Origin of the sequence: Sphingopyxis soli (genome assembly GCF_018682675.1) — a bacterium.
In the GTDB taxonomy this organism is placed as follows: domain Bacteria; phylum Pseudomonadota; class Alphaproteobacteria; order Sphingomonadales; family Sphingomonadaceae; genus Sphingopyxis; species Sphingopyxis soli.
In genome coordinates this window covers 1-25,457 of sequence record NZ_JAFMTR010000020.1, presented here as the reverse complement: position 1 = coordinate 25,457, position 25,457 = coordinate 1, and the positions used below count along the sequence as shown (strand labels likewise).

Below are 25,457 nucleotides of genomic sequence, written 5' to 3'. Positions count from 1 at the left end.
GGGCCGAAAGCACACCCCCACCGCTGCGACTAGCGAACAAGTTCGCAAGTCTCGCTGCCTCCCCTATCAAGGGGGAGGGAAATAGATGCTCGTCCTGATCGGCATCCTCATCATCATCGCGGGCTTCCTGCTCCGCTTCAATCCGCTGCTCGTCATCATGGCCTCGGCGCTCGCGACGGGGCTCGCCGCGGGGCTCGACATCGCCGCAATCATCGCCGCCTTCGGCAAGGCGTTCAACGATACGCGCTACGTCTCGATCATCTGGATCGTCCTCCCCGTGATCGGCCTGCTCGAGGCTTACGGCCTGCAGCAGCACGCGCGCAGCCTGATCGACCGGATGAAGGGCGCGACGCTCGGCCGCCTGCTCACCGGCTATCTCCTGCTCCGCCAGGCGATGGCGGCGGTCGGCCTCACCTCGGTCGCCGGCCATGCCCAGACCGTCCGCCCGCTCGTCGCCCCGATGGCCGAAGCTGCCGCCGAGGCGCGCAACGACGCGCTCAGCGACGCCCAGCGCGAGGAGGTCAAGGCCTTCGCCGCCGCGACCGACAATGTCGGCCTCTTCTTCGGCGAGGATATCTTCCTCGCGATCGGTTCGATCCTGCTGATGAAGGGCGTGCTCGACGGCTATGGCTACCAGATCGAGCCCCTGCACTTCTCGCTGTGGGCGATCCCGACCGCGGTCGCCGCGTTCCTGATTCACGGATTTCGTCTTCGCCGCCTCGAAAGGCGGATGGCGCAAACGCCGGCCGGGGCGGAGACGGGCGCATGATCACGCTGGAATTCGTCTATATCCTCGCGGGTCTGACGTTCGCCATTTTCGCGCTGCTCGGCCTCTACGACCGCACCAGCCCGAAACGCTTCGGCAACGCCGCTTTCTGGGGCCTGCTCGCGGTATCGATGATCGTCGGCGACTATCTCGGCGACTTCGGCAACGGCCTGCTCGTCCTCGCACTCGTCGCGATTGCCGGAACCGGCCAGATCTGTCGCGCGCCGGGCGGCGATGTCCCCGCCGACGTGCAGGCCGAACGCGCCGCGCGCCACGGCCCCTTTCTGCTGGTCGTCGCGCTGATCATTCCCGCGGTCGCGCTCGCGGGCACCTTTCTCTTCAAATGGGTGCCCGGCCTCGCCGACCCGAAGCAGGCGACGCTGATCTCGCTCGCCATCGGCGTGCTGATCGCGCTCGCGGTCGCGATGGCGCGCCTCAGGCCCGCACCCCTGCTGCCGCTGCAACAGGGCCGCCGCCTGCTCGACGCGGTCGGCTGGGCGGCGATCCTGCCGCAGATGCTCGCCAGCCTCGGCGCCGTCTTCGCACTCGCGGGCGTCGGCGAAGTCGTCGGCGGCCTTATCGGCACGGCGATTCCCGAGGGCAGCCTGTTCGGCGCGACGCTCGCCTTCGGGCTCGGCATGGCCCTGTTTACGATGGTGATGGGCAACGCCTTCGCCGCCTTTCCGGTGATGCTCGCCGCGGTCGGCATGCCGCTGCTGATCGAACAATATGGCGGTAACCCCGCGGTCATCGCCGCGATCGGCATGCTCGCGGGCTTTTGCGGCACGCTGATGACCCCGATGGCGGCGAACTTCAACCTCGTCCCCGCGGCACTGCTCGAACTCAAAAACCCCTATGGCGTGATCAGGGCACAGGTCGGCACGGCATTGCCGTTGCTCGCGGTCAACATCCTCTTCATCTGGCTCTTCGCCTTCTAGCGCCCTCCTCCCTGTGGCGCAGCCATGGGGCGGGGACCGCCCGCGAAGCGGGTGATGGAGGGGCCAGCAACGTCGCGCCGAAGCCCCACCGTCAGCGCTTCGCGCTGCCACCTCCCCATCGCTGCGCGACAGGGAGGATCATCTTGGGTACGAAGGTCGCATGCACCTCACCCCCGACCACGCCACGCGGTTCGCGGCCGCGACCCTCGCCCACCTCGGCCGCGAATATCCGTACAAGATGGACCTCGTCCTCACCGGCCCCGAGGACGCAAAACCCCCGCAAGACCATCACCCGATCTTCCATGGCAGCTTCGACTGGCACAGCTGCGTCCACGGCTGGTGGCAGGTCCTCCGCCTCGCGCGCCGCTTTCCCGACCTGCCCGTCGCCGCCGATATCCGCGCGCGCGCCGACGCGATGCTCGTCCCCGAAAAGGTTGCGGGCGAACTCGCTTTCCTCTCCCGCCCCTATTCGGCGGGCTTCGAGCGTCCCTATGGCTGGGCGTGGCTCCTCGCGCTCCACGCGGAAGCCGCGCAGCACGACGCACCATGGGCGGCTGCCCTCGAACCGCTCGCGCTCGCCTTCGCCGCGCGCTTCCACGCCTTCCTGCCGAAGCTGACCTATCCACTGCGCGTCGGCACCCATTTCAATATCGCCTTCGCGCTGCTTCTCGCGCGGCATGGGGCCGAAGCCCGCGATGCCGCGCTTGTCGCGCTGATAGACACCAGCGCGCGCCGCTGGTTCGCCGACGACCGGGACTGCCAGGCGTGGGAACCCGGCGGCGACGAATTTCTCTCCTCGGCGCTGACCGAGGCGCATCTGATGGCGGTCGTCCTCGGCGAGGATTTCACCGGCTGGTTCGACGCCTTCCTGCCGCGCGCCGCGCAGGAACAGCCAGCGACGCTGTTCACCCCCGCCACCGTCTCCGACCGCAGCGACGGCAAGATCGCGCATCTCGACGGCCTCAATCTCAGCCGCGCGTGGTGCTGGCGCGCGATCGCCGCAGCGATCGGGCCGGACCATCCCGTCGCGCCGATCGCCGAAGCCGCCGCGCAGCACCATCTTGCCGTCGCCCTCCCGCACGTCACGGGCGACTATATGGGCGAACACTGGCTCGCGAGCTTCGCGCTGCTGGCGCTCGACGGTCTCTGATTCACCCAACGTCATTTTATCTCGTCATGCTGAACTTGTTTCAGCATCCATGGCGCGCCCTTTCGTCCGACGCCGCGCTTCCGGCGAGGCTCGGCCATGGACCCTGACGCAAGGTCAGGGTGACGAAGGAAAGAAATGCAGTCGCCCGGCCCTACATTGACAAGCCCGCCCCTCGCGGCGAGAGACGACGCAACAGGGGAGACGGACTGCACATGAAAACGCTGCGCCCGACATCGTTCGACGTCGCCGAGCGCGCGGGGGTGTCGCAATCGACCGTCTCGCGCGCGCTCAGAAACAGCCCCGGCGTCAATGCCGAAACCCGCGCCCGCGTCTCGGCCGCCGCGCGCGAGCTTGGTTATGTCGTCGACCGCCACGCCTCGTCGCTGCGCCTCAAAAGCAGCGAGACGCTCGCCCTCGTCACGATCTGCCGCCCCGGCGAGGACCGCAGCGCGATCAACCCCTTCTATTTTGCCTTGCTCGGCAGCATCGCCGCCGCCACCTCGGCGCGCGGTTTCAACCTGCTCGTCTCCTTCCAGGAAAGCCCCGAAAATTTCCGCGCCGATTTCGTCGCCAGCGGCCTTGCCGACGCGATGATCGTCATCGGCACCACCAGCAACCGCGAGGCCTGGGACTATTTCGCCGAGGCGCAGCGCACCGGTCTCGACTTCGTCTGCTGGGGCAGCCCCGGCGACCCCTTCCACTGGATGCGCAGCGACAATGATACCGGCGGCCGCCTCGCCGCCGAGCATCTCGTCGCGAGCGGCCGCAGGCGCATCGCCTTCGTCGGCCCGCAGCGCTCGCCGCAGCGCCAGTTCGACGAGCGCCGCGACGGCTTCACCGCCGCACTCGAAGCGCACGGCATCGCCCCCGTCATTGTCGAGCCCCCCGTCGCGGCCGACCGCCACGCACAGGGGGTTGCCGCAACCGCCGAACTGCTTGCCGCGCATCCCGACGTCGAAGCGATCTTCGCCGCGTCGGACATGCTCGCGCTCGGCGTCCTGCAGGGCCTGAAGGACGCCGGTCGCCGCATACCCGACGATGTCGCGCTGATCGGCTTCGACGGCATCCGCGCGGGCACCCTTGCCGACCCCGCGCTGACCACGATCGAGCCCGATCTCGACGCTGCCGGCGAGGCGATGGTCGCGATGGCGCTGGAGGACGATGATTTCACGCGCAGCGGCACGCGGATTCCCGTCCAACTTGCGCTCCGCGGCACCGCCTAACCGTTACACACTTCCGATTTTCCGATGTCCTTGTAACGACTTGTTATCCATGCGCGGGCAGGATGCCAGACGGGGGTCGCAGGAAGCCGCATTGACGGGACAGCTATTCATTTCTCTGCTCAACCCGGGCATCGACCTGCTGTTCGCGGCCGCTTTCGTCTGGATGTGGCGCGAGCGCCGCGAGCGCTATATCGCCTATGCCGCCGCCGCCTATTTCTGCTCGGCGGTCGCTTTCCTGATCCAGGATGTCGCGCCCGCGCTGCCGATGGAGCTGCAGCGGATTCCCGCCAACCTCGGCTTCCTGCTGACCGGCGTCTTTTTCGCTGCAGCGATCATCAAACGCTACGCGCTGCCCGTACCCTGGCGCGCGATGGCGATCACCGGCGCGATTTCGATGGCCTGCTTCCTGTGGTTCCTGCTCGGTCACCCCAGCATCAGCGCGCGCATCTATGCGATCAGCATCGGCGCCGGACTGATCGCATCGATGGTCGTGCGCGCGCTGTGGCCGGTGGCGAAGCCTTTCCTCATCGACAAGCTGATCTTCTGGGTCGCGGGGCTTTCGGCGGTGAACCTGATCGTCCGTCCGGTGGTACTCCTGTCGCTGCGCGGCGGCTTCGACAGCTATGTGGGTTTCCAGCAGTCGCTTTACTGGACCACGGTGCAGTTCAGCCAGGCGATGGTGTCGATCGTTGCCGCGATCTGCCTGACCGTCGCGGTCGCGATCGACATGGTGCGCCAGCTGAGGGTCGAAGCCAATGCCGACGACCTGTCCGGCCTGCTAAACCGCCGCGGATTCGAGGCGAACGCGACCACGGCGCTCCGCCGCGCCGCCGACGGGGATAACAGCATCGCGCTGCTGATCGCCGACCTCGACCATTTCAAGGACGTCAACGATCGCCACGGTCATGCGGCGGGCGATACGATCATCGCCGCGTTCGGCGCGCATGTGCGACAGCTCGGTCCGGCGGACATGGTCGCCGGGCGCATCGGCGGCGAGGAATTCGCGATCCTGCTTCCCGGCGCGAGTATCGAGGTGGCGCGCCAACTCGCCGAGATCATCCGCATCGGCTTCCCGACCTCGTGCGCCGAGCATATCCCGCCCAGCCTCGTCCCGACGACGAGCATCGGCATCACCGCGGGCCGCGCCAACGAAGGGCTATCCGAACTGCTGCGGCAGGCCGATCAGGCGCTTTACGAAGCGAAACGCGCGGGCCGCAACCGCGTGCGGGCGTTCAGCCCGATGCCGGTCCGGCTCGCGGCGGGCGGCGGCTGACCGGCCGCGGCCCCGGGGCGTCACCGCGTCCGCAAGCGGTTCCTGCTTCATGGGGTAATACCGAATAGCCGAGGCAATTTTCGTCGCTCCCTTCCACAACGGTTTCGGGGACCAGGGGAGCAATGTGATGTTCGATGCCCTCGGCCATGGGCGCGGCCTGCGGCCGTTCGCCTTCGTGATGGCGATCTTCATGCTCGGCAATGTCGGCCTTGCCGCGTCGGGCGGTGCCGGATGGCTGATCGCCGCGATCGCCGCCGCCAACATCGCGCTCGCGGGCGTAGCGGTCGGCCGACGGCTCGCGATCCGCGACCTCCCCGGCCGCGACCGCGCCCTGCGCCGGATCGAGCATCTCGCCTCGCACGATACGCTCACAGACCTCTCGAACCGCGCGCATTTCTCCGATGCGCTCGATGACGCGATCGACGCGCGCAAGCCCTTCGCGCTGCTCGCGCTCGACCTCGACCGCTTCAAGGCGGTGAACGACCTCTTCGGGCACGGCGCGGGCGACGCGATATTGTGCCGCGTCGCCGACATGCTTCGCGCCGCGGTTCGCGGCACCGATATCGTAGCGCGGGTCGGCGGCGACGAATTCCTGATCATCCAGACCGGCATCTCCGGCCCCGACGATGCTCGCAAGCTCGCGAACCGTATTCTGGACACGGTGTCGACCGAGATGGACCGCGCGCGCGACCCGATGGCGGTGGGGGTAAGCATCGGCGTCGCGCTCTACCCGCGCGACGGCGCCGATGCCGCGACGATCCGGCGCAACGCCGATATCGCGCTTTACCGCGCGAAAGCTGACGGGCGCGGCGGCGCCGCGCTCTTCGACCGGCAGATGGGCAGGGTCGCCCGCGAACGCCGCACGCTCGACCGCGAGCTGCGGCTTGCGGTCGCGCGCAACGAGCTTTACCTCGAATTCCAGCCGCTTGTCGCCGCCGCCTTTGGATCGGTGGTCGGTTATGAGGCGCTGCTTCGCTGGAGCCATCCCCGGCTCGGCGAGATCGACCGCGAGGCCTTCCTTCCTGTTGCCGAACAAACCGGCGCGATCGTCCCGATCGGCGAATGGATGCTGCGCCAGGCCTGCGCGACCGCCGCGACCTGGCCTGACACGCTCGCGGTCGCGCTCAAGATCTCGGCGGTGCAGCTCCGCATACCCAATTTCGTCGCGGTCGTTCGCGACGCCCTCGACCGGGCGGGCCTCGACGGCCATCGGCTCGAACTGGAGATTCCCGAGGCCGCGCTTCTGCGCAGCCGCGGGCGCGCGCTGCAGACGCTCCACGAAATCCGCGCGGCGGGTGTGCGCATCGCGATGGACGAATTCGGCACCGGCCCTTCGTGGCCCGGCAATCTGAAAGCCTTCCCCTTCGACAAGATCAGGATCGATCGCAGCTTCGTCGCCGCGATGCGCCACGACGCGGCCGCGTCCTCGATCGTCCGCGCGATCGTCGGGCTCGGGCGCAGCTTCAACGTGCCGATCGTCGCAGAAGGGGTCGAGACCGAGGAGCAACGGCGGATGCTGCTTGACGCCGGTTGCCCGCAGGCGCAGGGCTATTTCTTCGGTCGTCCCGGCAAGGATCCCTTCCGTAGTTCCGCGCAGCGCGAGCTGAGCCCGGACCCCTGAATTCAACCTTTGTGCCTTTCAGAACAGGAGAACCCACCCGATGGCGAAGCCACGCCTGCTGCGAGACGAAAAGGGCGCCACCGCTATCGAATATGGCCTGATCGCCGCGCTGATCTCGGTCGCGTGCATCATCGCCTTCCGGTCGCTGGGTCTCAATCTTGAAACCATCTTTCTGACGATCGCGAACGCGCTCCGCCGATGAAAGCGCAGATCGCTGCATCCGTCGGCGTGAAATTGCCGGGCCCGCGTCCCGGAAAAACTGGATACCCCGTCACAACCACGTACATCCCGCCCGTCGCGGATGCGGCGCGCTCGCGCACCGTATCCGATGCCGCGGCAAAGGCGCGCAAGCCGACAAGATCCATCGATATATGATGTGCGCCTCTCGACCATTGGCGCGATTTCATTTTTTGGATGGTGACCCGCCTGCGGAAAAACGCTGGCGGGCCGCACGATGTGATGATGGCCGGTTTCAGGCAGTGCGGCTTCAGGCCGACTGGAAGAACAATTGTCTTATCGGTGATCGTTCGACCAGCTGATCGCAGCAGACGAAAGCGCGGCAAGCGCGGCGATTGCAAATGCGATCGGCGCGGCCAATTTCACGGAGACTGCCGAAAGCAGAATCGACGCGGTCAAAGCCCCGGTGACCTGCCCCGCAAGTCGGGCCGTTCCCTGCACGCCGCCAGCCGATGCCGCACGGTCAACGGGTACGGACAGGAACAACGTTCGGTTGTTGGGCGTCTGAAACAGGCCGAACCCAACCCCGCAGAGGATGACGCCAGGGATATATAGGGCCACGCCCCAAGTGGGTGGAGCCGCCGCCAATAAGGCGAAGCCGCCTGCCAGCACCAAAGCCCCTTCGACGCAGAGCAACGCCGGCCGAGCGCGCTCCAAAAGGCGAGAGGTGATCGGCGTCGTCAACAGCACGGCAAGTGGCCAGGGCGTCATGATGAAGGCAATATCCCGGGCCGATAGTCCGAGCCGGTCGTGGAGGGCGAAGGGCAACATCAGCAGCGCGCTACTCATTGCGGCAAAGCACAAGACCGACGCCAGCACCGACCGCGTGAAGCCGACCGACTGAAAGAGCGTCAGCGGCAAAAAGGGAGTGTGCCGCCGGGCATCCCGGCGGACGAGAAGCCAAAGCCCTGCGCCGCCAAATGCCAGCAGAACTGCAGCGGCAGCCGCCGACTGACGCGCGAGGCCGACTGCAATGATGAAAACGGGAACAATGGCTGCATATGCGAGCAGGCCGACGCTGTCGATTTCCTTGCTCTCGCTCCGCCGGGACGGCAGCGAAACCGCCGCCAGCAGCGCGATCCCGGCCAGCAGCACGCTCCCCGCGAAAACGAACCGCCAACTGCCGAAACCCACAAGCGACGCCCCGATCGTCGGCCCTGCGGCCGAGCAGAGCGCGACGGTCATGGCGTTCCAGCCGATCGCCCGGCCAAATTCCTTTTCCGCGACCGTCTGGCGGAGCAGGGCTACCCCCAGGGCCATGATGGCCGCGGCGCCAACGCCCTGGACAACCCGGAAGGCGATGAGCGAAGGGAAATCGGGCGCCAGCGACGATCCCGCAGCACAGAGCGCGAACAGAGCCGCCCCCGCGACAAAAGTCGGACGGTAGCCAAAACGCTCGCCGATCGCCGCGAGCGGCAGCAAGCCCGCGGCCAGCGCCCCCTGATAGGCGATGAGAAGCCAAGCCGCAGCCGAGGGCTCGACCCGAAGCGCGCCGGCGATCGACGGAAGCGCGACGTTGACGCTTGACGCGTCGACAACTGCCGCCGCCATCGCGAACAGCACGCTCGCGATAGCGGCGCGGCGGCGCAAAGCGACAGACCGGACAAGAAGGCTCGACACGCCGACGGCCTCAGGCCGACGGAACCCAGATGCCGCCTTGGTCGGCGTAGCGGACCATCGTCGTCTCGAGGCGAAGATCGCGCGCCGTAAAGCGAAACTGGATTGCGGGTCCGCTGACGCACCGGGTGTCGTGGATGTCGCCGGGCAGATAGACCTGCACGTCGCCCGGCCGAACCAGCGTCGATCCGCGCTTGACGAGACGAGGCGCTTCGCCCGGCCCTTGCACACGCGCGTAGGTTCCCATTTCCATTTCGCCGTGCAGAACGCCGTAGATGACCCAGCTCTCGCCATGGTCGTGCGGCATGCGATAGCGCCCTTCAGCCTCGGTGTGCGCGAGCAGGACGAAGCCGTGAACCGGATCGCGGTAAAGCTCGCGGCTTTCCGGGCGTTCGTGGCAGAGGTCGGCGAGCCACGCCTCGGTTCGCGGTGCCTGGAGCAATTCAGCGAGGCGCACACGGCAATTTTGGATCAGCTCGGAGGTCAACGCCCCCCAATTGTCGCGCACGCGTCCGGCGAAAAGGTCGAGCGATGTTCCAGTCATGACAACCTCCAGTCTCGTTGTGATCGCGACCGAAGATAGATCGACGACGACATGGCGGAAGCCGCAGCATTTGCACTCCATCATTGCGTATGACGCTATGCCACAGAAGGAGCCTGTGCTATTGCCACGACCATGAGCGGTCCCGATCTCAATCTGCTGTTCACCCTCGATGCCCTGCTTCAACAAGGCAGCGTCGTCGGTGCAGGGCATAAGCTCGGCCTCAGTCCCTCCGCGATGAGCCGCGCCCTTGCCCGCCTCCGGACGGTGACGGGCGACCCCCTGCTCGTCCGCGCCGGTCGCGGGCTGGTTGCGACCCCGCGCGCAGAGGCGATGCGCGAAGAGGTCCACCGGCTCGTCGAAGATGCCCGCGCCGTCCTGCGTCCCGCCGACACGGTCGATCTCTATCGCCTCGACCGGACCTTTGTACTGCGAACCAGCGACGGCTTCGCCGAAACGATCGGGCCAGCCCTGATCCAGCGCGTCGCCGAGGAAGCACCACGGGTCCGCATCCGCTTCATCCGCAAACTCGACAAGGACAGCACAGGTCTCCGCGACGGCGCGATCGATCTGGAAACCGGCGTTGTCGGAACTTCGATCGGCCCTGAAGTGCGCGCGCAGGCTCTATTCGAAGACCGTTATGTGGGCGTGGTGCGCGCCGGTCATCCGCTTGCGAAAGGCAGAATGACCGCACAGCGCTATGCCGAAGGCCGCCATGTGCTGGTCACACGGCAAGGCCTTGGCCTCGGCGCGATCGACGAGGCACTCGAGACGATCGGCCTCGCCCGAACGATCGTCACCACCGTCGATGGCTTTGCCGCGGCGCTCGCATTGGCGCGCGGGTCCGACCTCGTTTCCACGGTTCCAGAGCGGCACACGCTTGGCCTGCGTGACGGGATGGAGACGTTCGCGCTGCCCGTCGAGACCGACGCCTTTACCATATCCCTGCTCTGGCATCCCCGCATGGAGGGGGACGCCTCGCACCGCTGGCTGCGTCAACTTGTCAGGCAAGCCTGCGATACCGTGCTCCGGGCAGCCCCCGGCCCATAGAACCAACGGACACATGGCGCCAAACGCACGAATGATGTGCAAGTGATGCGTGTTCCATCATGTCGGCGGGCGCGGTAACCCCGCGCTTTCAAACAGCGACCGGAGCGCCGATCGCAAAGGATCGAACATGCCTGGCAAAACCCTGTCGACCCTGGCTCTGGCCCTGCTTGTGTCAACCACAGGACCGGCGAGCGCAGCCGGGGACGGCAACCCGCCGCGCATCGAACTTATGCTCCGGCGCACGGTGCCGATTACCGGCGCCGAGAACCGGCGGTTCGAGCTTGGCGATCGCATGGCCCACTACCGCGTCCCGGGCGTGAGCATCGCGGTGATCGAGAATTGCCGCATTGTCGACGCGCGCGGGTTCGGCCTCAAATCCTGGGGAGGCGAGCCGGTGACGCCCGATACGCTGTTTCAGGCCGGCTCGATCAGCAAATCCGTCACCGCGATCGGCGCATTGCGCCTGGTCGAGAAGGGCGTTCTCGGACTCGACGAGGATATCCGTCGTTACACGAAAAGCTGGCGATACGACGGTACGCGTGGAGCCGTGACGCTGCGCCAGCTGCTCGGACACACGGCTGGCACGAACGTCGCCGGCATGAAAGGTTATGAGCCGGGGGCGCCGCTGCCCACCCTTGCGCAGATCCTCGCGGGGGAGACTCCGGCGAATACGCCCGCAATCAAGGTGGACGGCCAACCCGGCAGCCGCTGGAGCTATTCGGGCGGCGGCTATGTCGTAATCCAGTCAGTGATGCGCGAGGCGTCGGACGAGGACTTCGCTCCGCTCATGCGCGCGCTCGTCCTCTCACCCCTCCGGATGAAGGCCAGCAGGTTTGACCAGCCGCTTGCCGCGGACAGGTCGGGGTCGGCGGCGCACGGGACCGCGGCGGACGGCTCGGAGCTTTCCGGCAAATGGCGTGTCTATCCCGAGCAGGCTGCGGCCGGCCTCTGGACCACGCCCAAGGATCTCGCCCGCTTCGCGATCGGACTGGCGCGGTCCGCCCGCGGCGAGGACGACGCCATCCTCGGCAAAGAGGCTGCGGCGCAATTGATGACGCGCGGTCCGGGCAATTGGGGTCTCGGCGTCGATCTCGGTCCGGCAGACGGACCTCGGCAGATCAGCCACACGGGCCGGACGATCGGCTACACATCGATGTTCGTCATCTACCCGGACAGTTGCCAAGGCGCAGTCGTCATGACCAACGGCTATGACGGAGGGTGGCTGATCAACGAGATCATGCGCGCCATTGGCGACGTCTATCGTTGGCCCGATCGCAAACAGATGCCGGCGCAGGCGACGGTGCCGCTCACCGACGCGATCGCAACCCGCTTCGCCGGAACCTTCCGACTAAAGGATTTTCCGACCGAGCGCTTCCGCATCTCACGCAATAACGGAGGCGATCTATACTGGGCGCGCGACGGTCATGTCGGACGATCGCTTTTGCCCGAGAGCAGCGGCAGGCTGTTCTCTCCGGATAGCGTGATGACGATAGAGGCAATCGATCCGGATGAGCCGCAGGCGACTGCGCTTTCCCTGGGTTTTGGCGGAGGCACCAATCTGGCGGAGCGGGTCGACTGATCGAATGGCCGCCTCCGATATCGAAATCGAAAAAGCCGCCCCGTACAATCTGTCGCCTCCCTGCATGAGTTGGTCTCACGCGGGCGTCCCGCTGCGACGCTTACCGGATTTGACCTCTTGCGGGCACCGATGTCCTCCATCGCTGGCGACAGCATTTCGGCGCACAGGCAATGGCGTCCAGTCCCCAGCGGAAAGGCGCTGGTCATGAATTCGCAGCCCGGCCGCTCCGCCAAAACGCGTCAGCCACCGGCCAGTGAGCGCACCACGTCCCCGATCAGCTGACGCAACCAGCGGTGCGCCGGATCGTGACGGTATCGCACGTGCCAAGCCATATCGACCGGAAAGGTCCCGAGATCGACCGGCGGCCGTACGATCTTCAAACGCGCATCAGCCTCGAGGCGGCGGCAGATCAGCCGGGGCAAGGTTCCGATATGGTCGGTCACTGCGATCATCTCCGCCACCGCGAAGAAGGTCGTCACCGAAATCGCAACCTCGCGCTTCAGTCGCTGCTGCGCCAACGCCTGGAACAGGCCGGCCCGCAAACGGCCGGGCGGCATGACGTTGACATGCTTCAGCCGTTCGAACTGCTCGCGGGTGATACGGCCGGAAATCTCGGGATGTTCCGACCTGACGACGCAGCCAAGCCTCTCGTCCATCAGGTGCTGGACGACCAGATTGTCGGGTGGATCGACGATCCGCCCCATGACCAGAGCGGTCGTTCCCGAGACGACGCCGGTGTCGGCAAGATCGTTGCCATAGGGCGTCAACCGCAGCTTGATCCCCGGCGCGACCTCGCCCAGCCGCGCGACAATCGCCGGCACCATCGCATATTCGACATAGCCGTTGGGCGCGATGGTGAAGAGGCGTTCGGCGGTGGCCGGGTCGAACTCCTGTTGCCCCAGCACGGCATCGTCGAGCGCCGCCAGGGCCTCGGCTATTCCCGGCGCCAGATCCAGCGCGACGGGCGTCGGCTGTATCCCGTAGCGTTCGCGGACGAACAGCTGGTCCTGCATCATCGCGCGCAGGCGCCCGAGCGCGTTCGACATGGCGGGCTGCGTCATGCCGAGCCGCTCGGCGGCGCGCGTCACGCTGCGCTCTTCCATCAGCGCGACAAAGATCGGCAGCAGGTTCAGGTCGTAGCGCATCAGTTATATTGTCATAAGAATATCTGAAATAAAAACAAATAGAGTTCTGGAATATGTGATGGGGGAGCATATCGCCCGCGTCCGAAAGGATGCAGCCAGAGGAGGTTTCCATGACCAAGGGTAGAGTGCTCGTAATCGGCTCCAACGCCACCCGGATCGAAGTCCAGGGCGGCTGGCGGGCCACCGGCCAGTATCTCAACGAAACCGTCGTTCCCGCGATGGCGATCATCGAGGCCGGCTATGACGTCGTGCTCGCGACCCCCGACGGGACGCGTCCGCATCTCGACCCGGCATCTGACGCGGTCGACCATTTCGGCGGCGACCAGGACGCCTATGACCGCGCCAAGAGCTTCTGGGCCGAACATCCGGCGATGACCGCGGTGCGTACACTCCGCTCGGTGATCGACGAAGGTCTCGACGCCTATGTCGGCGTTTTCGTCCCCGGCGGCCAGGCGCCCGTGGTCGATCTGATGCAGGACGCCGAAACCGGCAAAATCCTGCGCCACTTCCACGACCGCGCCAAGCCGACCGCGCTGCTGTGCCACGGCCCGATGGCGGTCGTTTCGGCGATGCCGAAGGCAGCCGAATTTCGCGCCGCAATGATCGCAGGCGATGTCGAGAAAGCACGCGATCTCGCCAAGGGTTGGCCATATGTCGGCTACAGGATGACCGTCTTCTCGGCGAGCGAGGAAAAGGTCGTCGAGGATCAAATCCTCCAAGCGCGGATGCATTTCGACATGCCCTCGGCGCTGACCGCCGCGGGTGGTAATGTGGTCACCACCGATGTCGACTTTGCGCCGAACGTGATCGTCGATCGCGAGCTGATCACCGGACAGAATCCGCGGTCCGACCACCCGATCGCGGCGACCTTCGTCGCTGCGCTCGATCGGTCGCTCGTTACGGCGTGAGAACGCGAATGACCGGCGGGGCGCTGCGCTGGCGCCCCGCAGGCCGCCACGGCCCGAAAGGAGAAACCCCAATGCCCGAACACGTCAAAGTCGTCGCCGCGCTGACCGCCCGTCCCGGACAGGTCGATGCGCTAAAGGCGTTGCTGGAAAGCATGATCGCCCCCAGCCGCGCCGAACCCGGCAACCTGCGCTACGATCTGTGGCAGGATCAGGCCGATCCGGGTCGATTCCTCTTCGACGAGCTCTACATCGATGCGGCGGCAAACGCCGCACACCGCGAAACCCCGCATTTCCAGGCCTATCTCGCGCAGATAAACGACCTTGCGGACCGCACCGCCTTTGCCCTGACCCCGGTCGATGTGAAACCGGAAGCCTGAACCACCCTCCCCGCAGGCACGAGCGCCGACCTCCTGCCTGTCCCCCGACCCCGACGAAAGGACAAGATTATGAGCATCAAGGATATCCTGCCCGGCAAGCTCGGCTTCGGCGCCGCGCCGCTCGGCAATATGTTCCGCGACATTCCCGAGGAGGAAGCGCAGGCGACGGTGAACGCCGCCTGGGATGACGGCATCCGCTATTTCGACAATGCGCCCTTCTATGGCGCCGGCCTTGCCGAAATCCGCATGGGCGAGGCGCTCGCCGGCCGTCCGCGCGAAGAGTATGTGATCTCGACCAAGGTCGGCCGGGTGATCCTTGACGAGGTCGAGGACGTCAGCGCCCGCGACCTTGGCGAGAAAGGCGATGTCTTCAAATATGGCCGCCCGAACAAGATCGTGAACGACTATTCCGCGGACGCGACCTTGCGCTCGATCGAGGGCAGCCTGAAGCGGCTGAAGACCGATCACATCGACATCGCCTTCGTCCACGACGTCGCGCAGGATTTCTATGGCGACGAATGGCTGGCCATCTTCGAGAGCGCCCGCAAGGGGGCGTTCCGTGCCCTGGACCGGCTGCGCAACGAAGGCGTGATCAAGGCCTGGGGCCTCGGCGTCAATCGCGTCGAGCCGATCGAGACGCTGCTCGCGCTCGAAGAGCCGCGCCCCGACGCCTTCCTGCTCGCCGGGCGCTATACGTTGCTCGACCACGACCGCGCGCTTCAGCGCGTCATGCCGATGGTGACCGAACGCGGGCTCGGTATCGTCGTCGGCGGCCCGTACAGCTCGGGGGCGCTCGTCGGTGGGCCGAACTTCGAATATGCGCCGGCCACGCCCGCGATCCTCGCCAAGGTTGCGGCCATCAGGGCCATTGCCGATCGGTACGGGATCAGCATGAAGGCGGCGGGACTGCAATTCGCGCTCGCCAACCCCGCCGTCGCTGCGGTGATACCCGGCGCCAGCCGCCCGGGCCGGATCGCCGAGGATCGCGCCGCGCTGCGCGAGGTCATTCCCGCCGACTTCTGGCGCGAGCTTCGCGCCGCGGGGCTCGTCAACCCCGACGCGCCGCTGCCGATGGCCGGATAAGCGGGGCGAACAGCAGACGGGCCGCCGGACTTTTCCGTCGGCCCGTCAAGGCGCATGGACGGAGCCCATCCGCTCGCAGTCGCCGTACGCGCGTCCATCATATGCGAACTCGATGGCACCCGCGCACGAGGGAGATCGCAACATTCAACGCGCCTCCCTTGAATGAAGCCAGGACAAAACTGGCCGATAGTGGCTGTTCCGCTTATGAGCGTCGAAGCACGCGAGCGGACGTTCAGTAATTTCCCGCATCGCCTCTCAACGCTCGGGGTCACGCTGACCATATCGCCCAAAGGCATCCAGAATCCCGCCCATCTCTGCACGGTCCAGCAGCTTAGGACCTCCGATCGCCAGCGTCCCGCAGTAGACGGCCGCCTGTTCCTCGATTTCCTCAGCAATTGCCATGGCGACGGGTAGACTGGGCCCTAGCGTTATCAGGCCGTGATTGGCCATCAGGCAGGCACGTCGGCCATCGAGCGTCGCCGCGACATTGTCGGCCAGATCGTCGCTGCCAAAGGTCGCATAGGGCGCCACGGGCACGCTTGCGCCGCCGCCGACCGCGACCATATAGTGCAGCGGCGGAATCTCGCGGTGCGCGCAGGCGAGGATCGTCGAATGGCGCGCGTGGCAATGGACGATCGCCTGCGCATCGGCGCGGCGCTGGTAAAGGCCCATGTGCATCCGCCACTCGCTCGACGGCCTGGCCGCATCCGGCGCGACGCTGCCGTCGGCATCGACGAAAACCATCAGGTCGGGCGTCAAACGGTCGGGCGTGATCCCCGACGGCGTGACGAACATGCCCGTCCCGAACCGCACCGACAGATTGCCCGACGTCCCGCGGTTGAGCCCGCGCGCATCGAGGGCGCGCATTGCGTCGACCAGTTGCTGGCGGGCTTCGTCTTCGGTCATCGGGCCTCTCCAGTCGTCGGCACATCGCGCATGAACGCCAGCGTGCTATCATAGCCGTCGAGCCGGCCCAACGTCCCGACCCCCAGCGCCACCTGCGCCGCCGTCGCGACCGCGAACCGCAGCGCCGACGCCTCGTCCATCCCGCGCCGCCGCGCGGTGAGGAAACCGGCACACAGGCTGTCGCCGCAACTGGTCGTGTCGACCGGATCGATCCGGTGCGCTGGCGCATGCACCTGAAGCTCCGGCAGGACGAGCAGCGCGCCCTTGGCGCCCATCTTGACCAGACAACCGCCCGCGCCGCGCGCGATAAAGCGATGCGCCCCCTCGACCGGATCGTCGGTCCCGGCAAGCGCGCGCACTTCGGCAAGGCTGGGCATGAACAGGTCGACGTGCGGCAACAGCGCGTCGAGATCGGCCTGCGCCGCGTCGGTCGGCGCAATCAGGTCGCACGAGGTGAAGGCTCCGCCCGCTCGCGCCTCGCGGAGCAGCCCGGCGCCGTGCCCCGCCACGCCGGGAAAACCGACCGCCGCCCAGTGAACCGCCGCAGCGCGGCGGCTGGCGGCGACGACCGCGTCGGTGACCGGCGCAAAGATGCTCGCGCCCATCATGTGCCAGTTCGGACGGTCGCCGTTCGGACGGATCGGCAGGACCGTGGTCGACGTCGGCCGCTCGCGGTCGATCTCCAGCAGGCTGGTATCGACCCCCGCCGCATAGAACATCGACTGCACCAATTGCCCCTGCGGATCGGCGCCGACCGCCGCGGCGATCGCAACCTCCAGCCCCAGCGCACGCGCAACCAGCGCGGTGCCCCCCGCGGTCCCGGCGGGCGACAGCGCGATCGTCTCGACGAGCTGCCCGCCTTCGCCCTCGGGCAGCGAGGCGACCGGATGGACGGTGATGTCGATCGTCGTCAGCCCGATCGCGAGCAGGTCGAGCGGCTTGTCCACGATCAGGCGTGCTCCGCCTGCGCGGCCGCCAGCATGACGAGGATCGGATGCGGTTCCAGCATCCCGCGGCGTTCCGCGACGGCGGCGAAGGCCGCGTCGGCGGCCGCAAGCGTGGCGTCGATATCGGCCTCGGTCATCGCCGCGCACAGGAACATATTGTGCCAGGGATGCATATAGATGCCGCGTGCCAGCATTTCTTCGGCCCAGCCGTAACCGACGCGGAAATCGGGATCGCCCTCGAACATGATCTGCGGCATCTGGACGGGGCCCGTCTGGCGCAGCGTGAAACCATGCTTTGCCGCCGCCGCGTCGAGCCCGGTGCGCAGCCGCTCGCCGAGCACGACGCTATGCTCGATATAGTCGGTCTCGCGGATGATGCGCAGCGTCTCGATCGCCGCCGCCATCGGCACCGCCGACAGCCAGAAGGAGCCCGTCGCATAGATCGCGCCCGCGCCCTCCCGGCAACGATCCGACCCGAGCAGCGCCGAAATCGGATGGCCGTTGGCGAAGCATTTGCCCCACGCACTGAGGTCGGGCTGGACGCCGAGGTCGCTCCAACTGCTGCCGCGCGCGAGGCGGAAACCCGCGCGCACCTCGTCGACGATCAGCATCGCGCCGGTTTCGTCGCAGAGTTCGCGCGCGCGGCGGGCATAGGCGGGATCGGGCGCCTCCTGGTCGATGAAGGCATCGTGACGGAACGGCGACGCGAAAATCGCGGCGAGGTCGTCGCCGGCGGCCGCCACCCCGGCTTCCAGACTGGCGACGTCGTTATAGCCATAGGTGCGCACATGTGCGCGGTCCTCGGGCACCGTGCCCGCGCGGATCGGCGTGCACCAGGGCGCGGCACCGTGATAGGCCCCCTGCGCGACCAGCACGATGCGCTTGCCCGTCTGCGCCCGCGCGCTACTCATCGCCATCGTCGTCGCGTCGGTGCCATTCTTGCAGAACATCGCCCAGTCGGCGTGCTCGACCATCGACACGAGCGTCTCGGCCAGCTCGACCATCAGCGGCGACGGCCCGGTCAGCGTGTCGCCCAGTTCGGCTTGCGCCCGCGCCGCCGCCTCGACGCGCGCGTCGCGATAGCCGAGCAGGCTGGGGCCATAGGCGCACATGAAATCGAGATAGCGGTTGCCGTCGGCATCCCAGATATAGGCACCTTCGGCGCGGCTAAAGAATTGCGGAAAGCTGTCGGGCAGCATCCGCACCGATTCATGGCCGTACATGCCGTTCGGAATGACCTTGAGCGCGCGCGCGCGCAGCGCCGCATCCTGCGTCCTTTTCATGTCGATCTCGCTTGTTGGCCCGGCACGCCGTCCCTGCGACGCGCCGGGAAGGGTTCCTAGAATTTGACGACGGCCTGAATGCCGTATGTCGCCGGGTCGTTGTAATTGATCTGGTCCATCGTCACGACGGGCGAGATGTAGGTGATATAGCGCGTGCCGGTGAAATTCTTCGCCCACAGCGCAATCTCGATATCCTCGTCGGGCGACAGCCACGACAGGCGGGCGTTCGCGACGCCATAGGGCTTGACGCGATTGGTCTGCACATTGTCGGGCGTCAGGAACGTCTCCGACTGCAGGCTGCCATCGACGCGCAGGCGCACCGAACTATCGCCCGGCAGCGGCTGAGTGAGCGAGAAGCCCGCCGAGATCGCCACGTCAGGCGCATTGACCAGCTTGTTCCCCGAATAATCCTCGGCCGCGAGCGCAGTAAAATCCTTGTAACGCGCATGCAGCAGGCTGGCGTTGACGAAGGCGTTGAAATTGCGCGACGGCCGCGCCTGCAATTCGACCTCGACCCCATAAAGTTCGGCATTGCCCGCGTTGAGCTTTCGCTGCACCGGAAGAACGCCCGAGGTATCGAAGACGAACACCTGCAGATCGCGATAATCATAATAGAAGGCGGCAGCATTGAAGCGCAGCTTGCGATCGAGCAAGTCGCTCTTGAAGCCCGCCTCATAGGCATAGAGCTTTTCCGAACGGAAGGGCTGGAGCTGCGCCGGGTCGCTCGACGAACCGCCGGCGAAGCCGCCGCTGTTATAGCCCTTCGACGAGGAGGCGTAAAACAGCAGATTGTCGGTCGCCTGGAACGACAGCGCGGCGCGCCACGACAGGTCCTTGAAGGTCTTCGATCCGGTGAAATCGAGCACCGGAACGGTGATGACATCGTCGAAGAAGCTGTGGAAATCGAAATCGATGCTGTCGCTCGAATAGCGGAGGCCCCCGGTCAGCGTCAGCCGGTCGGTCAGCTTGACGTCGGCCTGCGCGAAGGCGGCCCAGCTCTCGGTCTTCTGCGTATAGGGATAGGCGAAATTGCCGATCGAATTGACGGGGTCGAGCGTGCCGAGCAGGTCGTCGGGATCGCGGAAGACGCGCAGGATGTCGAACGCGCTGTCGGTAACCAGCTTGTCGTGGAAATAATAACCGCCGACGATCCAGTCGACCCTATTCTCGCCCTTCGACTGGAGGCGGATTTCCTTGCTGAACTGCCGCGGCCGGTCGATATAGGTCGCGGTCAGCACATTGTTCGGGCTGGCGTCGGTGTCCTCCACCGTTCGGCGGCGAACCTGCTCATAGGCGCTGATCGAGGTCAGCGAAACGCCGCCCATATCGATGCTCGCGGTCAGCGAGCCTCCGAACACATCGACCCGTTCCTGTCCCTCGATGTCGTAATCGCCGGCGTTGAGGTCGCCGTCGGTGTCGGCATAGCCGAGGCCGTCGAGCGGCACGCCATCGGCAAAATTCGGGTTGCCGACAAAGTCGATCCCCGATCCGCGATGCTGGAACTGGCGCGCCCCGCCGCGGTTCTGTCCGCCGTGGACGATCGCGCGGATCAGGATATCGGAATTTGGGGTGAAATCGACGATCGCACGTCCCGCCCACATGTCGAGGTCGTTGAGCTTGTTCCCCGTCACACGGTTGAGCAGCCAGCCGTCGCGGCGCAGATAAGTGCCCGCGACACGCGCCTTCAGCACATCGCCCGCGATCGGGCCGCCGACGCCGCCTTCGACCTGCACCTCGTTATAGCGGCCATAGGAAATGGCGGCATTGGCGCTGAATTCGTCGGTCGGCTTGCGCGAGGAAAATCGGATCGCGCCCGCGGTCGTGTTGCGGCCGTAAAGTGTGCCCTGCGGCCCTTTCAGCACCTCGATGCCGTCGCTGTCGAAGACGTTGAACAATTTACCGGCATTCGCGCCGAGAAAAACGTCGTCGACATAGACGCCGACCGCACCGGTGGTGTTCGAGTTGAAGTCGCCGATGCCGACGCCGCGCAGGAACAGCGAGGTGGTCGTCGCCGACGTGCCCGCCTGCGACGACAGGCCGGGGACGAGGATCGACAGGTCGCGCGGATCGCGGATACCGACCTCGGTCAGCGCCTCGCCGCTGATCGCGGTGATGCTGATCGGGACGTCCTGAATATTCTGCTCGCGCCGCTGCGCGGTGACGACGATTTCGCCGATCCCGTCGTCGGCGACCGCACCCGCGCCACCATCCTGCGCAAAAGCCGTGGCCGGCGCGAGCGCCAGCAGCGAGACCGAAAGCATTGCGAATCCGCGTTTCATCGACGTCCCCTTCTCAATATCAGAATATTTTCCGGTTTTGTGATCAAAAATCCGTCGATCTGTCAAGAATTTTAGTAATATGCCGCTCAAGTTCGGAAATTTGGTTGATTTGTGCGTGATTTTGCCAATGATGGCCCCATGACAGGAGCGCGCATGACGAAGAATGAAGTAGCCCGGGCCGAAATAAGGCGCCCCGCACAAAAGCGGAGCCGGGCACGGTTCGAGGCGATTCTCGACGGTGCCGAGCGCCTGCTCGACACGCTGCCTCCGGCGGCGATCAGCATTCCGGCGATCGCGACCGAGGTCGGCATCTCACCCCCGTCGATCTATCACTTCTTCCCTGAACCGCAGCTCGTGTTCAGCGCACTCGCCGAACGCTATCTCAAGCGTTTCGAGGAACGGGTGCTGACCGACGTTCCCGACAATATCGAAAGCTGGCAGGATCTGCAGACGCTGCAATATCGTGCAGCGCAAAAATGGTTCAACGAGCATCCCGCCGCGCGGCAGGTGCTGCTGGAGGGGCCGGCATGGTCGTCCGACATCCGGCTGCAGGATCTCGACAGCAATTTCGTTACCGCGGGCCGCAGCATCGAACTGATGACGCAGATGTTCGTGATGCCCGAGATTCCGGACCTGCACGACCGGCTGGTCGAGGTCATCGTCATCAACGACGCGATCTGGTCGCTGTCGATCCATCGCCACGGCCACATCACCGATGAAATGGAGGAGCAGGCGCGGCGCGCGCGTATTGCCTATTCGCGGACCTTCCTCCCCGAATATCTGCCGCTGCGCGCGAAGGACCGCCCGGCATGACCGCCGCGCTGTCGCCGGTCTCCGGCCGCGCCCTCGCGCTGTCGATCCTGATCGGTTCGTGTGCGCTGCTCGTCCTCGGCGTCCATCCCGTGCTGCTTGGCGCGCTGGTTCAGGAAGGGCGTCTCGCAGACGCACAGGTCGGCAATCTGGTGACGATCGAGATGCTTGCCATCGTGCCGGGCTCGCTTGCCGGCATCGGACTGCTCCGGCGCGTCGGCGCGCGGTTCGTCGCGGTCGGCGCCGGTCTGGCGATGGGAGGGATCAACATCTTCCTCATCGGACAGTCAGGAATGACGATGCTGGCAATGACGCGCGCCGTGGCCGGGTTCAGCGAGGGCATTCTCGTCGCCATAGCGCTTGTCGCGATTTCACGCGTCGCGCGGGTCGAACGCGCCAGCGCCATCTTCCTCGCCGTCCAGACGCTGATGCAGGCGATCGTGGCGGCCGCTCTGCCCTCAGTCACTGTCGCCGGGTCGCGCGTCGACGCCGCGCTGGTCGCGCTGGCGATCGCGGGCGTGATCGCCGCGACTGCCGCGCTGGCGCTCCCGGCCGCGCTCCGCCCGACCGAGCCCGATAGCGAACGCGGCGCACTGACGCCCGCCAGCCTTACCGCCCTCACCTCGGCCGGCCTGTTCCTCGGCGCGATCGTGTCGGTCTGGGGCTATTTCGGACTCTGGCTCATCCATTATGGTTATCCGCCGACCTTCGAGGGGACCGCCGTCTCGCTCTGCCTTGTAGCGCAGGTCGTCGGCGCGCTCGCCGCGGCGCGGTTCGGCGAACGCCTGCCCAACCGCCCGACGATTCTCGCCTGCGCAATCGCCGCCGCGGCGCTGGTCGGCGCCTTCTATCTCGCGCGCGGCAGCGCGACGGCGATCATCATGGTCGGCATCGCCTTCGGCTTCGTCTGGCTGTTCACCCTGCCCTTCTTTGCGGGCTGGCTTATCGAAATCGATCCCGGTCGGCGCGCCGTTCTCTATCTGACCGCTTTCCAGCTTGGCGGGGCCGCCCTCCTCCCCTCGCTCGCCGGCGTGGCCGTAGGAGCTTACTCGATCAATGCCGCACTGACATTTGCGGGTTCCGCCTTCCTGCTTCTCGCGACCGCGGCGGGTCTCTCGACGAGCGCAAGATCCACCGGCTGACAGTGGCCGCTTCCAGTCGACCTGCTTCTCCCACGATCTTCGCTAACGCGGACAGCCAGAGACTTGGGAGGTCTCGAAACGGTTAAAACGGGATAGGCCTTCCATCCCAGCTAAAGAACCCGCCGCTATCCGTCGGCGCTAGCTGGTCAATGACGGCCAGAATGCTTGCCGCACTGTGATCCGCACTAAAGAGCGATGATCCAGCTATTCGCGCCTGAAATGGTTGCGAAAGCGGCGTGTCTACAGTTCCCGGGTGCAGTGCCGCGACGATCGCGTCCGGACTGTTGCGGGCGAGTTCTATCGCGAAGCAGCGAACCAAGGCATTGAGTGCCGCCTTGGAGGCCCGGTAGCTATGCCATCCGCCGAGTCTGTTGTCCGCTATCGAACCAACACGCGCAGAAAGAAATATGGCGACCGCCCGTTGCCTCCGGCCAAGTAGAGGAAGAATATGCTTTGCGACGAGCGCAGGCCCTATGCTGTTGACCGCAAAGACCTCGGCCATCACCGAGGCGTCAAGCTGCCGAAGACACTTTTCAGGGCGGATGTCCGTTCCGCGGTGCAGGAGCCCCGTCGCCACGATCACAAGGTCGAGGACGCCATCCCGGGCGATTTGGCGACCTGCCTCGGCAAGCGTGGCGTCGTCCAATATATCGATCGTCAGGCTTGTCACATTGGGATGATGCCACGAATGGGGCCGTCTGTTCCCCGCATAGATGCGGTTAAATCGACCCGATGCGACCAGCCGATCGATAAGCGCGGCGCCGATACCACCGCCGCTCCCGATCACCAATGCGCGCTTGCCGTCCAAATGCCTCTCCTTCCGGCCACTTGACCCACCTAGGTACCGGAATCCTTAATAGGCGGCGGCAGAATATCCCACGTGTCTCAAAGGGAATGTAACCGGGCCCCTCGGGGCGTTGCACGCGACGCCTAACCCAAATGAGGGATGATGCAACATCTGGCCCGCCTAACCGTTTGATCTCTAACCTCGTCGCGCGGGAGCGACTCCGCGAGGCGGGGCCACCTTGTTCCCAAAGCGCCCCCGCCAACGCGGCGGGGGCAGTTGGGAAGGTTGAGGCACAATGGCATGGGTCGCGAAATCCATTGCGCCCGGACACTTTAACGGGTGTCGCTACCGAGACATTGATCAACGTCAAATTGCCGAAGGAAGAGAAGGTCGCGCCGATGCCGACGACGGACTTCTGACATGCGGAGGCCGACGGGGTATGCCGCCGCCCTCCTTCGCCATGGCGGGAAGAAGGATAACGGGCGATAAGAAATGCCATCTGGCGAGCAAAGTCTTCGAAGCTGCGCAGCGCAAAACACGGCTTAGCACACAGGCAAGTCGAGTTCCTCGTCGCCCGCAAGCTTCGTGGACGCGCGAGCGCGGCAGCGAGAAGGAAATGGAGTTCTGCAGTTCCGTCGGCGAAGATTTCGACCAGAATCTCGTGCGCAACTTAAAATGGCCGACTCTGGACTGGCCGCTTTTGGATGACGATAGGGTTAAACCGGTCACTGTCGGAAATGCGTCTGGCGCAAGATTGAGATCGGCAGCGATAACACCGGACCGCGCCAATCGGATCATCGAAGGAAAAGACTCTCGAAAACGCCTGGCAATCCTGCGGGCCGCTGTTCAGCAGCGGCACCGCTTATCTGGCGAAGCCCAGCTGACGGGCCGGACACGCTCACATCGATCGGTCAGTCGATCATGCGGATGACATCGACCGCGCGCCACTCGGCCGGCCGGATCAACCCGTTGTGCGCGATCCGGACCGAGTGAAGCGTCGCCTCGATCTGGCGGCGCCACATCGCCAAAAAATCGAACAGCACCGGAAAGTCTGGCGGAAGATCATATTCCTGCCAAACGTACAGCTGGAGCAGCAAAGGATGATCTGGCCGGTAATAATGGATCTCGGCGGTGGTCAGCCCATAGCCGTCGAGCTGCGCGATCAGCGCGCGGTCGGTCATGTCGAACGCGCCTCGCCGCCATCGAGCGAGCGGAGCGCCGCGAGCACATCCTCGACCGGAACGGCGCGGCGCGCGCGGGGCGGTTTGCCGAGCGCGGGCTTATTGCGGACCGAAGCAGAGTCCGATGCCCAGAATGCGAGAAGAGCGCGCTTGCCCCCCGGCTCATGGCTCGGGCGATGCGCTACGTAGAACGGGTGTAGAAATCGGGAAAATGGCTGCGACATGATCGTGCCTCCTTCCTTATCGCCATTCCTTTCTCGCCGTGCGGCATGGCGCTGCGACGATGGATTTTGCTAGTCGAGCGTGTCGAGTCAAGAGGGCGCATGCCGCCGTGAACATGTATTTTATCACTCTCCCGTAAGGAGTGCCAAAAAATCCGGCTACCCTCTTGAACCGAAAAAAATCGCTTCCTAGCTCTTCGGCGCCGCGCGTCGCGGACAGGCGCGCGGTCTGTATCATATCGTTATGCAACATGGAGGTTATGCATGCATTTCCGTCCCTTGCACGACCGTGTCGTCGTCCGCCGCATCGACGCCGAGGAGAAGACATCGGGCGGCATCATCATCCCCGACACCGCCAAGGAAAAGCCGCAGGAAGGCGAAGTCGTCGCCGTC

General features: G+C 65.7%; 26 protein-coding genes. 16 read left to right on the top strand and 10 right to left on the bottom strand.

Annotation, left to right across the window (positions count from 1 at the left end; genetic code table 11):
- The first annotated feature begins 85 nt into the window (after positions 1-85).
- From J1N50_RS02830 to J1N50_RS02800, 7 genes are all read left to right on the top strand, one after another.
- Positions 86-769: a DUF969 domain-containing protein gene (locus J1N50_RS02830; protein WP_215350169.1), complete on the top strand. Its 684-nt coding sequence runs from the start codon at positions 86-88 to the stop codon at positions 767-769.
- A complete protein-coding gene (locus J1N50_RS02825) occupies positions 766-1,704 on the top strand; it encodes a DUF979 domain-containing protein (protein ID WP_215350167.1) in 939 nt (312 codons plus the stop codon). Before J1N50_RS02830 ends, J1N50_RS02825 begins: the two co-directional genes overlap by 4 nt.
- A gap of 160 nt (positions 1,705-1,864) precedes the next feature.
- Entirely contained in the window at positions 1,865-2,854 is a 990-nt protein-coding gene (locus J1N50_RS02820; RefSeq protein WP_215350165.1) for a DUF2891 domain-containing protein, read from the top strand.
- A gap of 212 nt (positions 2,855-3,066) precedes the next feature.
- Complete coding sequence (locus J1N50_RS02815) at positions 3,067-4,077, top strand: LacI family DNA-binding transcriptional regulator (protein WP_215350163.1); 1,011 nt, start codon at positions 3,067-3,069, stop codon at positions 4,075-4,077.
- Between the two features lie 91 nt (positions 4,078-4,168).
- Complete coding sequence (locus tag J1N50_RS02810) at positions 4,169-5,350, top strand: GGDEF domain-containing protein (protein WP_215350160.1); 1,182 nt, start codon at positions 4,169-4,171, stop codon at positions 5,348-5,350.
- 127 nt (positions 5,351-5,477) lie between these two features.
- The gene (locus tag J1N50_RS02805) at positions 5,478-6,971 is read left to right on the top strand and encodes a putative bifunctional diguanylate cyclase/phosphodiesterase (protein ID WP_215350158.1); all 1,494 of its coding nucleotides are present in this window, start codon (positions 5,478-5,480) and stop codon (positions 6,969-6,971) included.
- Between the two features lie 40 nt (positions 6,972-7,011).
- Positions 7,012-7,173 carry a Flp family type IVb pilin gene (locus tag J1N50_RS02800; RefSeq protein WP_215350156.1) on the top strand — a complete coding sequence of 54 codons (162 nt, stop codon included), beginning with the start codon at positions 7,012-7,014 and terminating at the stop codon, positions 7,171-7,173.
- 311 nt (positions 7,174-7,484) lie between these two features.
- Here the strand turns inward: J1N50_RS02800 and J1N50_RS02795 are convergent, their stop codons facing one another.
- Positions 7,485-8,771, bottom strand: coding sequence for an MFS transporter (locus tag J1N50_RS02795; RefSeq protein ID WP_215350154.1), 1,287 nt, complete (start codon positions 8,769-8,771; stop codon positions 7,485-7,487).
- A 67-nt stretch (positions 8,772-8,838) separates the two neighbouring features.
- Entirely contained in the window at positions 8,839-9,369 is a 531-nt protein-coding gene (locus J1N50_RS02790) for a cupin domain-containing protein (RefSeq protein WP_215350152.1), read from the bottom strand.
- Between the two features lie 132 nt (positions 9,370-9,501).
- Here J1N50_RS02790 and J1N50_RS02785 point away from each other — a divergent pair, with 132 nt between their 5' ends.
- Positions 9,502-10,416, top strand: coding sequence for a LysR family transcriptional regulator (locus tag J1N50_RS02785; RefSeq protein WP_215350150.1), 915 nt, complete (start codon positions 9,502-9,504; stop codon positions 10,414-10,416).
- Positions 10,417-10,543: 127 nt separating this feature from the next.
- Positions 10,544-11,995, top strand: a complete 1,452-nt coding sequence (locus tag J1N50_RS02780) for a serine hydrolase domain-containing protein (RefSeq protein ID WP_215350148.1) — start codon at positions 10,544-10,546, stop codon at positions 11,993-11,995.
- 239 nt (positions 11,996-12,234) lie between these two features.
- Here J1N50_RS02780 and J1N50_RS02775 read toward each other — a convergent pair whose 3' ends face one another.
- Entirely contained in the window at positions 12,235-13,140 is a 906-nt protein-coding gene (locus tag J1N50_RS02775) for a LysR family transcriptional regulator (protein ID WP_215350146.1), read from the bottom strand.
- Between the two features lie 110 nt (positions 13,141-13,250).
- Here J1N50_RS02775 and J1N50_RS02770 point away from each other — a divergent pair, with 110 nt between their 5' ends.
- The 3 genes from J1N50_RS02770 (at position 13,251) to J1N50_RS02760 (ending at position 15,508) form a co-directional block, all read left to right on the top strand.
- Positions 13,251-14,048, top strand: coding sequence for a type 1 glutamine amidotransferase domain-containing protein (locus J1N50_RS02770; protein ID WP_215350144.1), 798 nt, complete (start codon positions 13,251-13,253; stop codon positions 14,046-14,048).
- An 8-nt stretch (positions 14,049-14,056) separates the two neighbouring features.
- The gene (locus J1N50_RS02765) at positions 14,057-14,425 is read left to right on the top strand and encodes a putative quinol monooxygenase (protein ID WP_246553009.1); all 369 of its coding nucleotides are present in this window, start codon (positions 14,057-14,059) and stop codon (positions 14,423-14,425) included.
- A 69-nt stretch (positions 14,426-14,494) separates the two neighbouring features.
- On the top strand, positions 14,495-15,508 hold the full coding sequence (locus J1N50_RS02760) for an aldo/keto reductase (RefSeq protein ID WP_215350142.1): 1,014 nt from the start codon (positions 14,495-14,497) through the stop codon (positions 15,506-15,508).
- 255 nt (positions 15,509-15,763) lie between these two features.
- Here J1N50_RS02760 and J1N50_RS02755 read toward each other — a convergent pair whose 3' ends face one another.
- Genes J1N50_RS02755 through J1N50_RS02740 form a run of 4 tightly spaced genes read right to left on the bottom strand, consistent with a single transcriptional unit; the run spans position 15,764 to position 20,923 of the window.
- The gene (locus J1N50_RS02755) at positions 15,764-16,414 is read right to left on the bottom strand and encodes a class II aldolase/adducin family protein (protein ID WP_215350140.1); all 651 of its coding nucleotides are present in this window, start codon (positions 16,412-16,414) and stop codon (positions 15,764-15,766) included.
- Positions 16,411-17,361, bottom strand: coding sequence for a carbohydrate kinase family protein (locus J1N50_RS02750; protein ID WP_215350137.1), 951 nt, complete (start codon positions 17,359-17,361; stop codon positions 16,411-16,413). The genes J1N50_RS02755 and J1N50_RS02750 overlap by 4 nt, the downstream gene beginning before the upstream one ends.
- A gap of 2 nt (positions 17,362-17,363) precedes the next feature.
- On the bottom strand, positions 17,364-18,644 hold the full coding sequence (locus J1N50_RS02745; protein WP_246553006.1) for an aminotransferase class III-fold pyridoxal phosphate-dependent enzyme: 1,281 nt from the start codon (positions 18,642-18,644) through the stop codon (positions 17,364-17,366).
- 56 nt (positions 18,645-18,700) lie between these two features.
- Positions 18,701-20,923, bottom strand: a complete 2,223-nt coding sequence (locus tag J1N50_RS02740) for a TonB-dependent receptor (protein ID WP_215350135.1) — start codon at positions 20,921-20,923, stop codon at positions 18,701-18,703.
- A gap of 153 nt (positions 20,924-21,076) precedes the next feature.
- On the opposite strand from J1N50_RS02740, the gene J1N50_RS02735 reads away from it, so the two are divergent.
- Positions 21,077-21,736 (top strand): TetR/AcrR family transcriptional regulator, encoded by a 660-nt coding sequence (locus tag J1N50_RS02735; RefSeq protein WP_215350133.1) that lies wholly within the window; start codon positions 21,077-21,079, stop codon positions 21,734-21,736.
- Positions 21,733-22,875 carry an MFS transporter gene (locus J1N50_RS02730; protein WP_215350131.1) on the top strand — a complete coding sequence of 381 codons (1,143 nt, stop codon included), beginning with the start codon at positions 21,733-21,735 and terminating at the stop codon, positions 22,873-22,875. Before J1N50_RS02735 ends, J1N50_RS02730 begins: the two co-directional genes overlap by 4 nt.
- Before the next feature lie 82 nt (positions 22,876-22,957).
- On the opposite strand, the gene J1N50_RS02725 is transcribed toward J1N50_RS02730, so the two are convergent.
- Positions 22,958-23,683, bottom strand: a complete 726-nt coding sequence (locus J1N50_RS02725; protein WP_246553003.1) for an SDR family NAD(P)-dependent oxidoreductase — start codon at positions 23,681-23,683, stop codon at positions 22,958-22,960.
- A 274-nt stretch (positions 23,684-23,957) separates the two neighbouring features.
- On the opposite strand from J1N50_RS02725, the gene J1N50_RS02720 reads away from it, so the two are divergent.
- The gene (locus tag J1N50_RS02720) at positions 23,958-24,593 is read left to right on the top strand and encodes a hypothetical protein (RefSeq protein WP_215350128.1); all 636 of its coding nucleotides are present in this window, start codon (positions 23,958-23,960) and stop codon (positions 24,591-24,593) included.
- Here J1N50_RS02720 and J1N50_RS02715 read toward each other — a convergent pair.
- Positions 24,574-24,843 carry an usg protein gene (locus tag J1N50_RS02715; RefSeq protein ID WP_215350126.1) on the bottom strand — a complete coding sequence of 90 codons (270 nt, stop codon included), beginning with the start codon at positions 24,841-24,843 and terminating at the stop codon, positions 24,574-24,576. The genes J1N50_RS02720 and J1N50_RS02715 overlap by 20 nt on opposite strands.
- Entirely contained in the window at positions 24,840-25,067 is a 228-nt protein-coding gene (locus J1N50_RS02710; RefSeq protein ID WP_215350124.1) for a hypothetical protein, read from the bottom strand. Before J1N50_RS02710 ends, J1N50_RS02715 begins: the two co-directional genes overlap by 4 nt.
- Before the next feature lie 261 nt (positions 25,068-25,328).
- Between J1N50_RS02710 and J1N50_RS02705 the strand changes: the two genes are divergently transcribed.
- Positions 25,329-25,457, top strand: a 129-nt coding sequence (locus J1N50_RS02705) for a co-chaperone GroES (RefSeq protein ID WP_215350247.1), incomplete at its 3' end; no start/stop codon positions are given.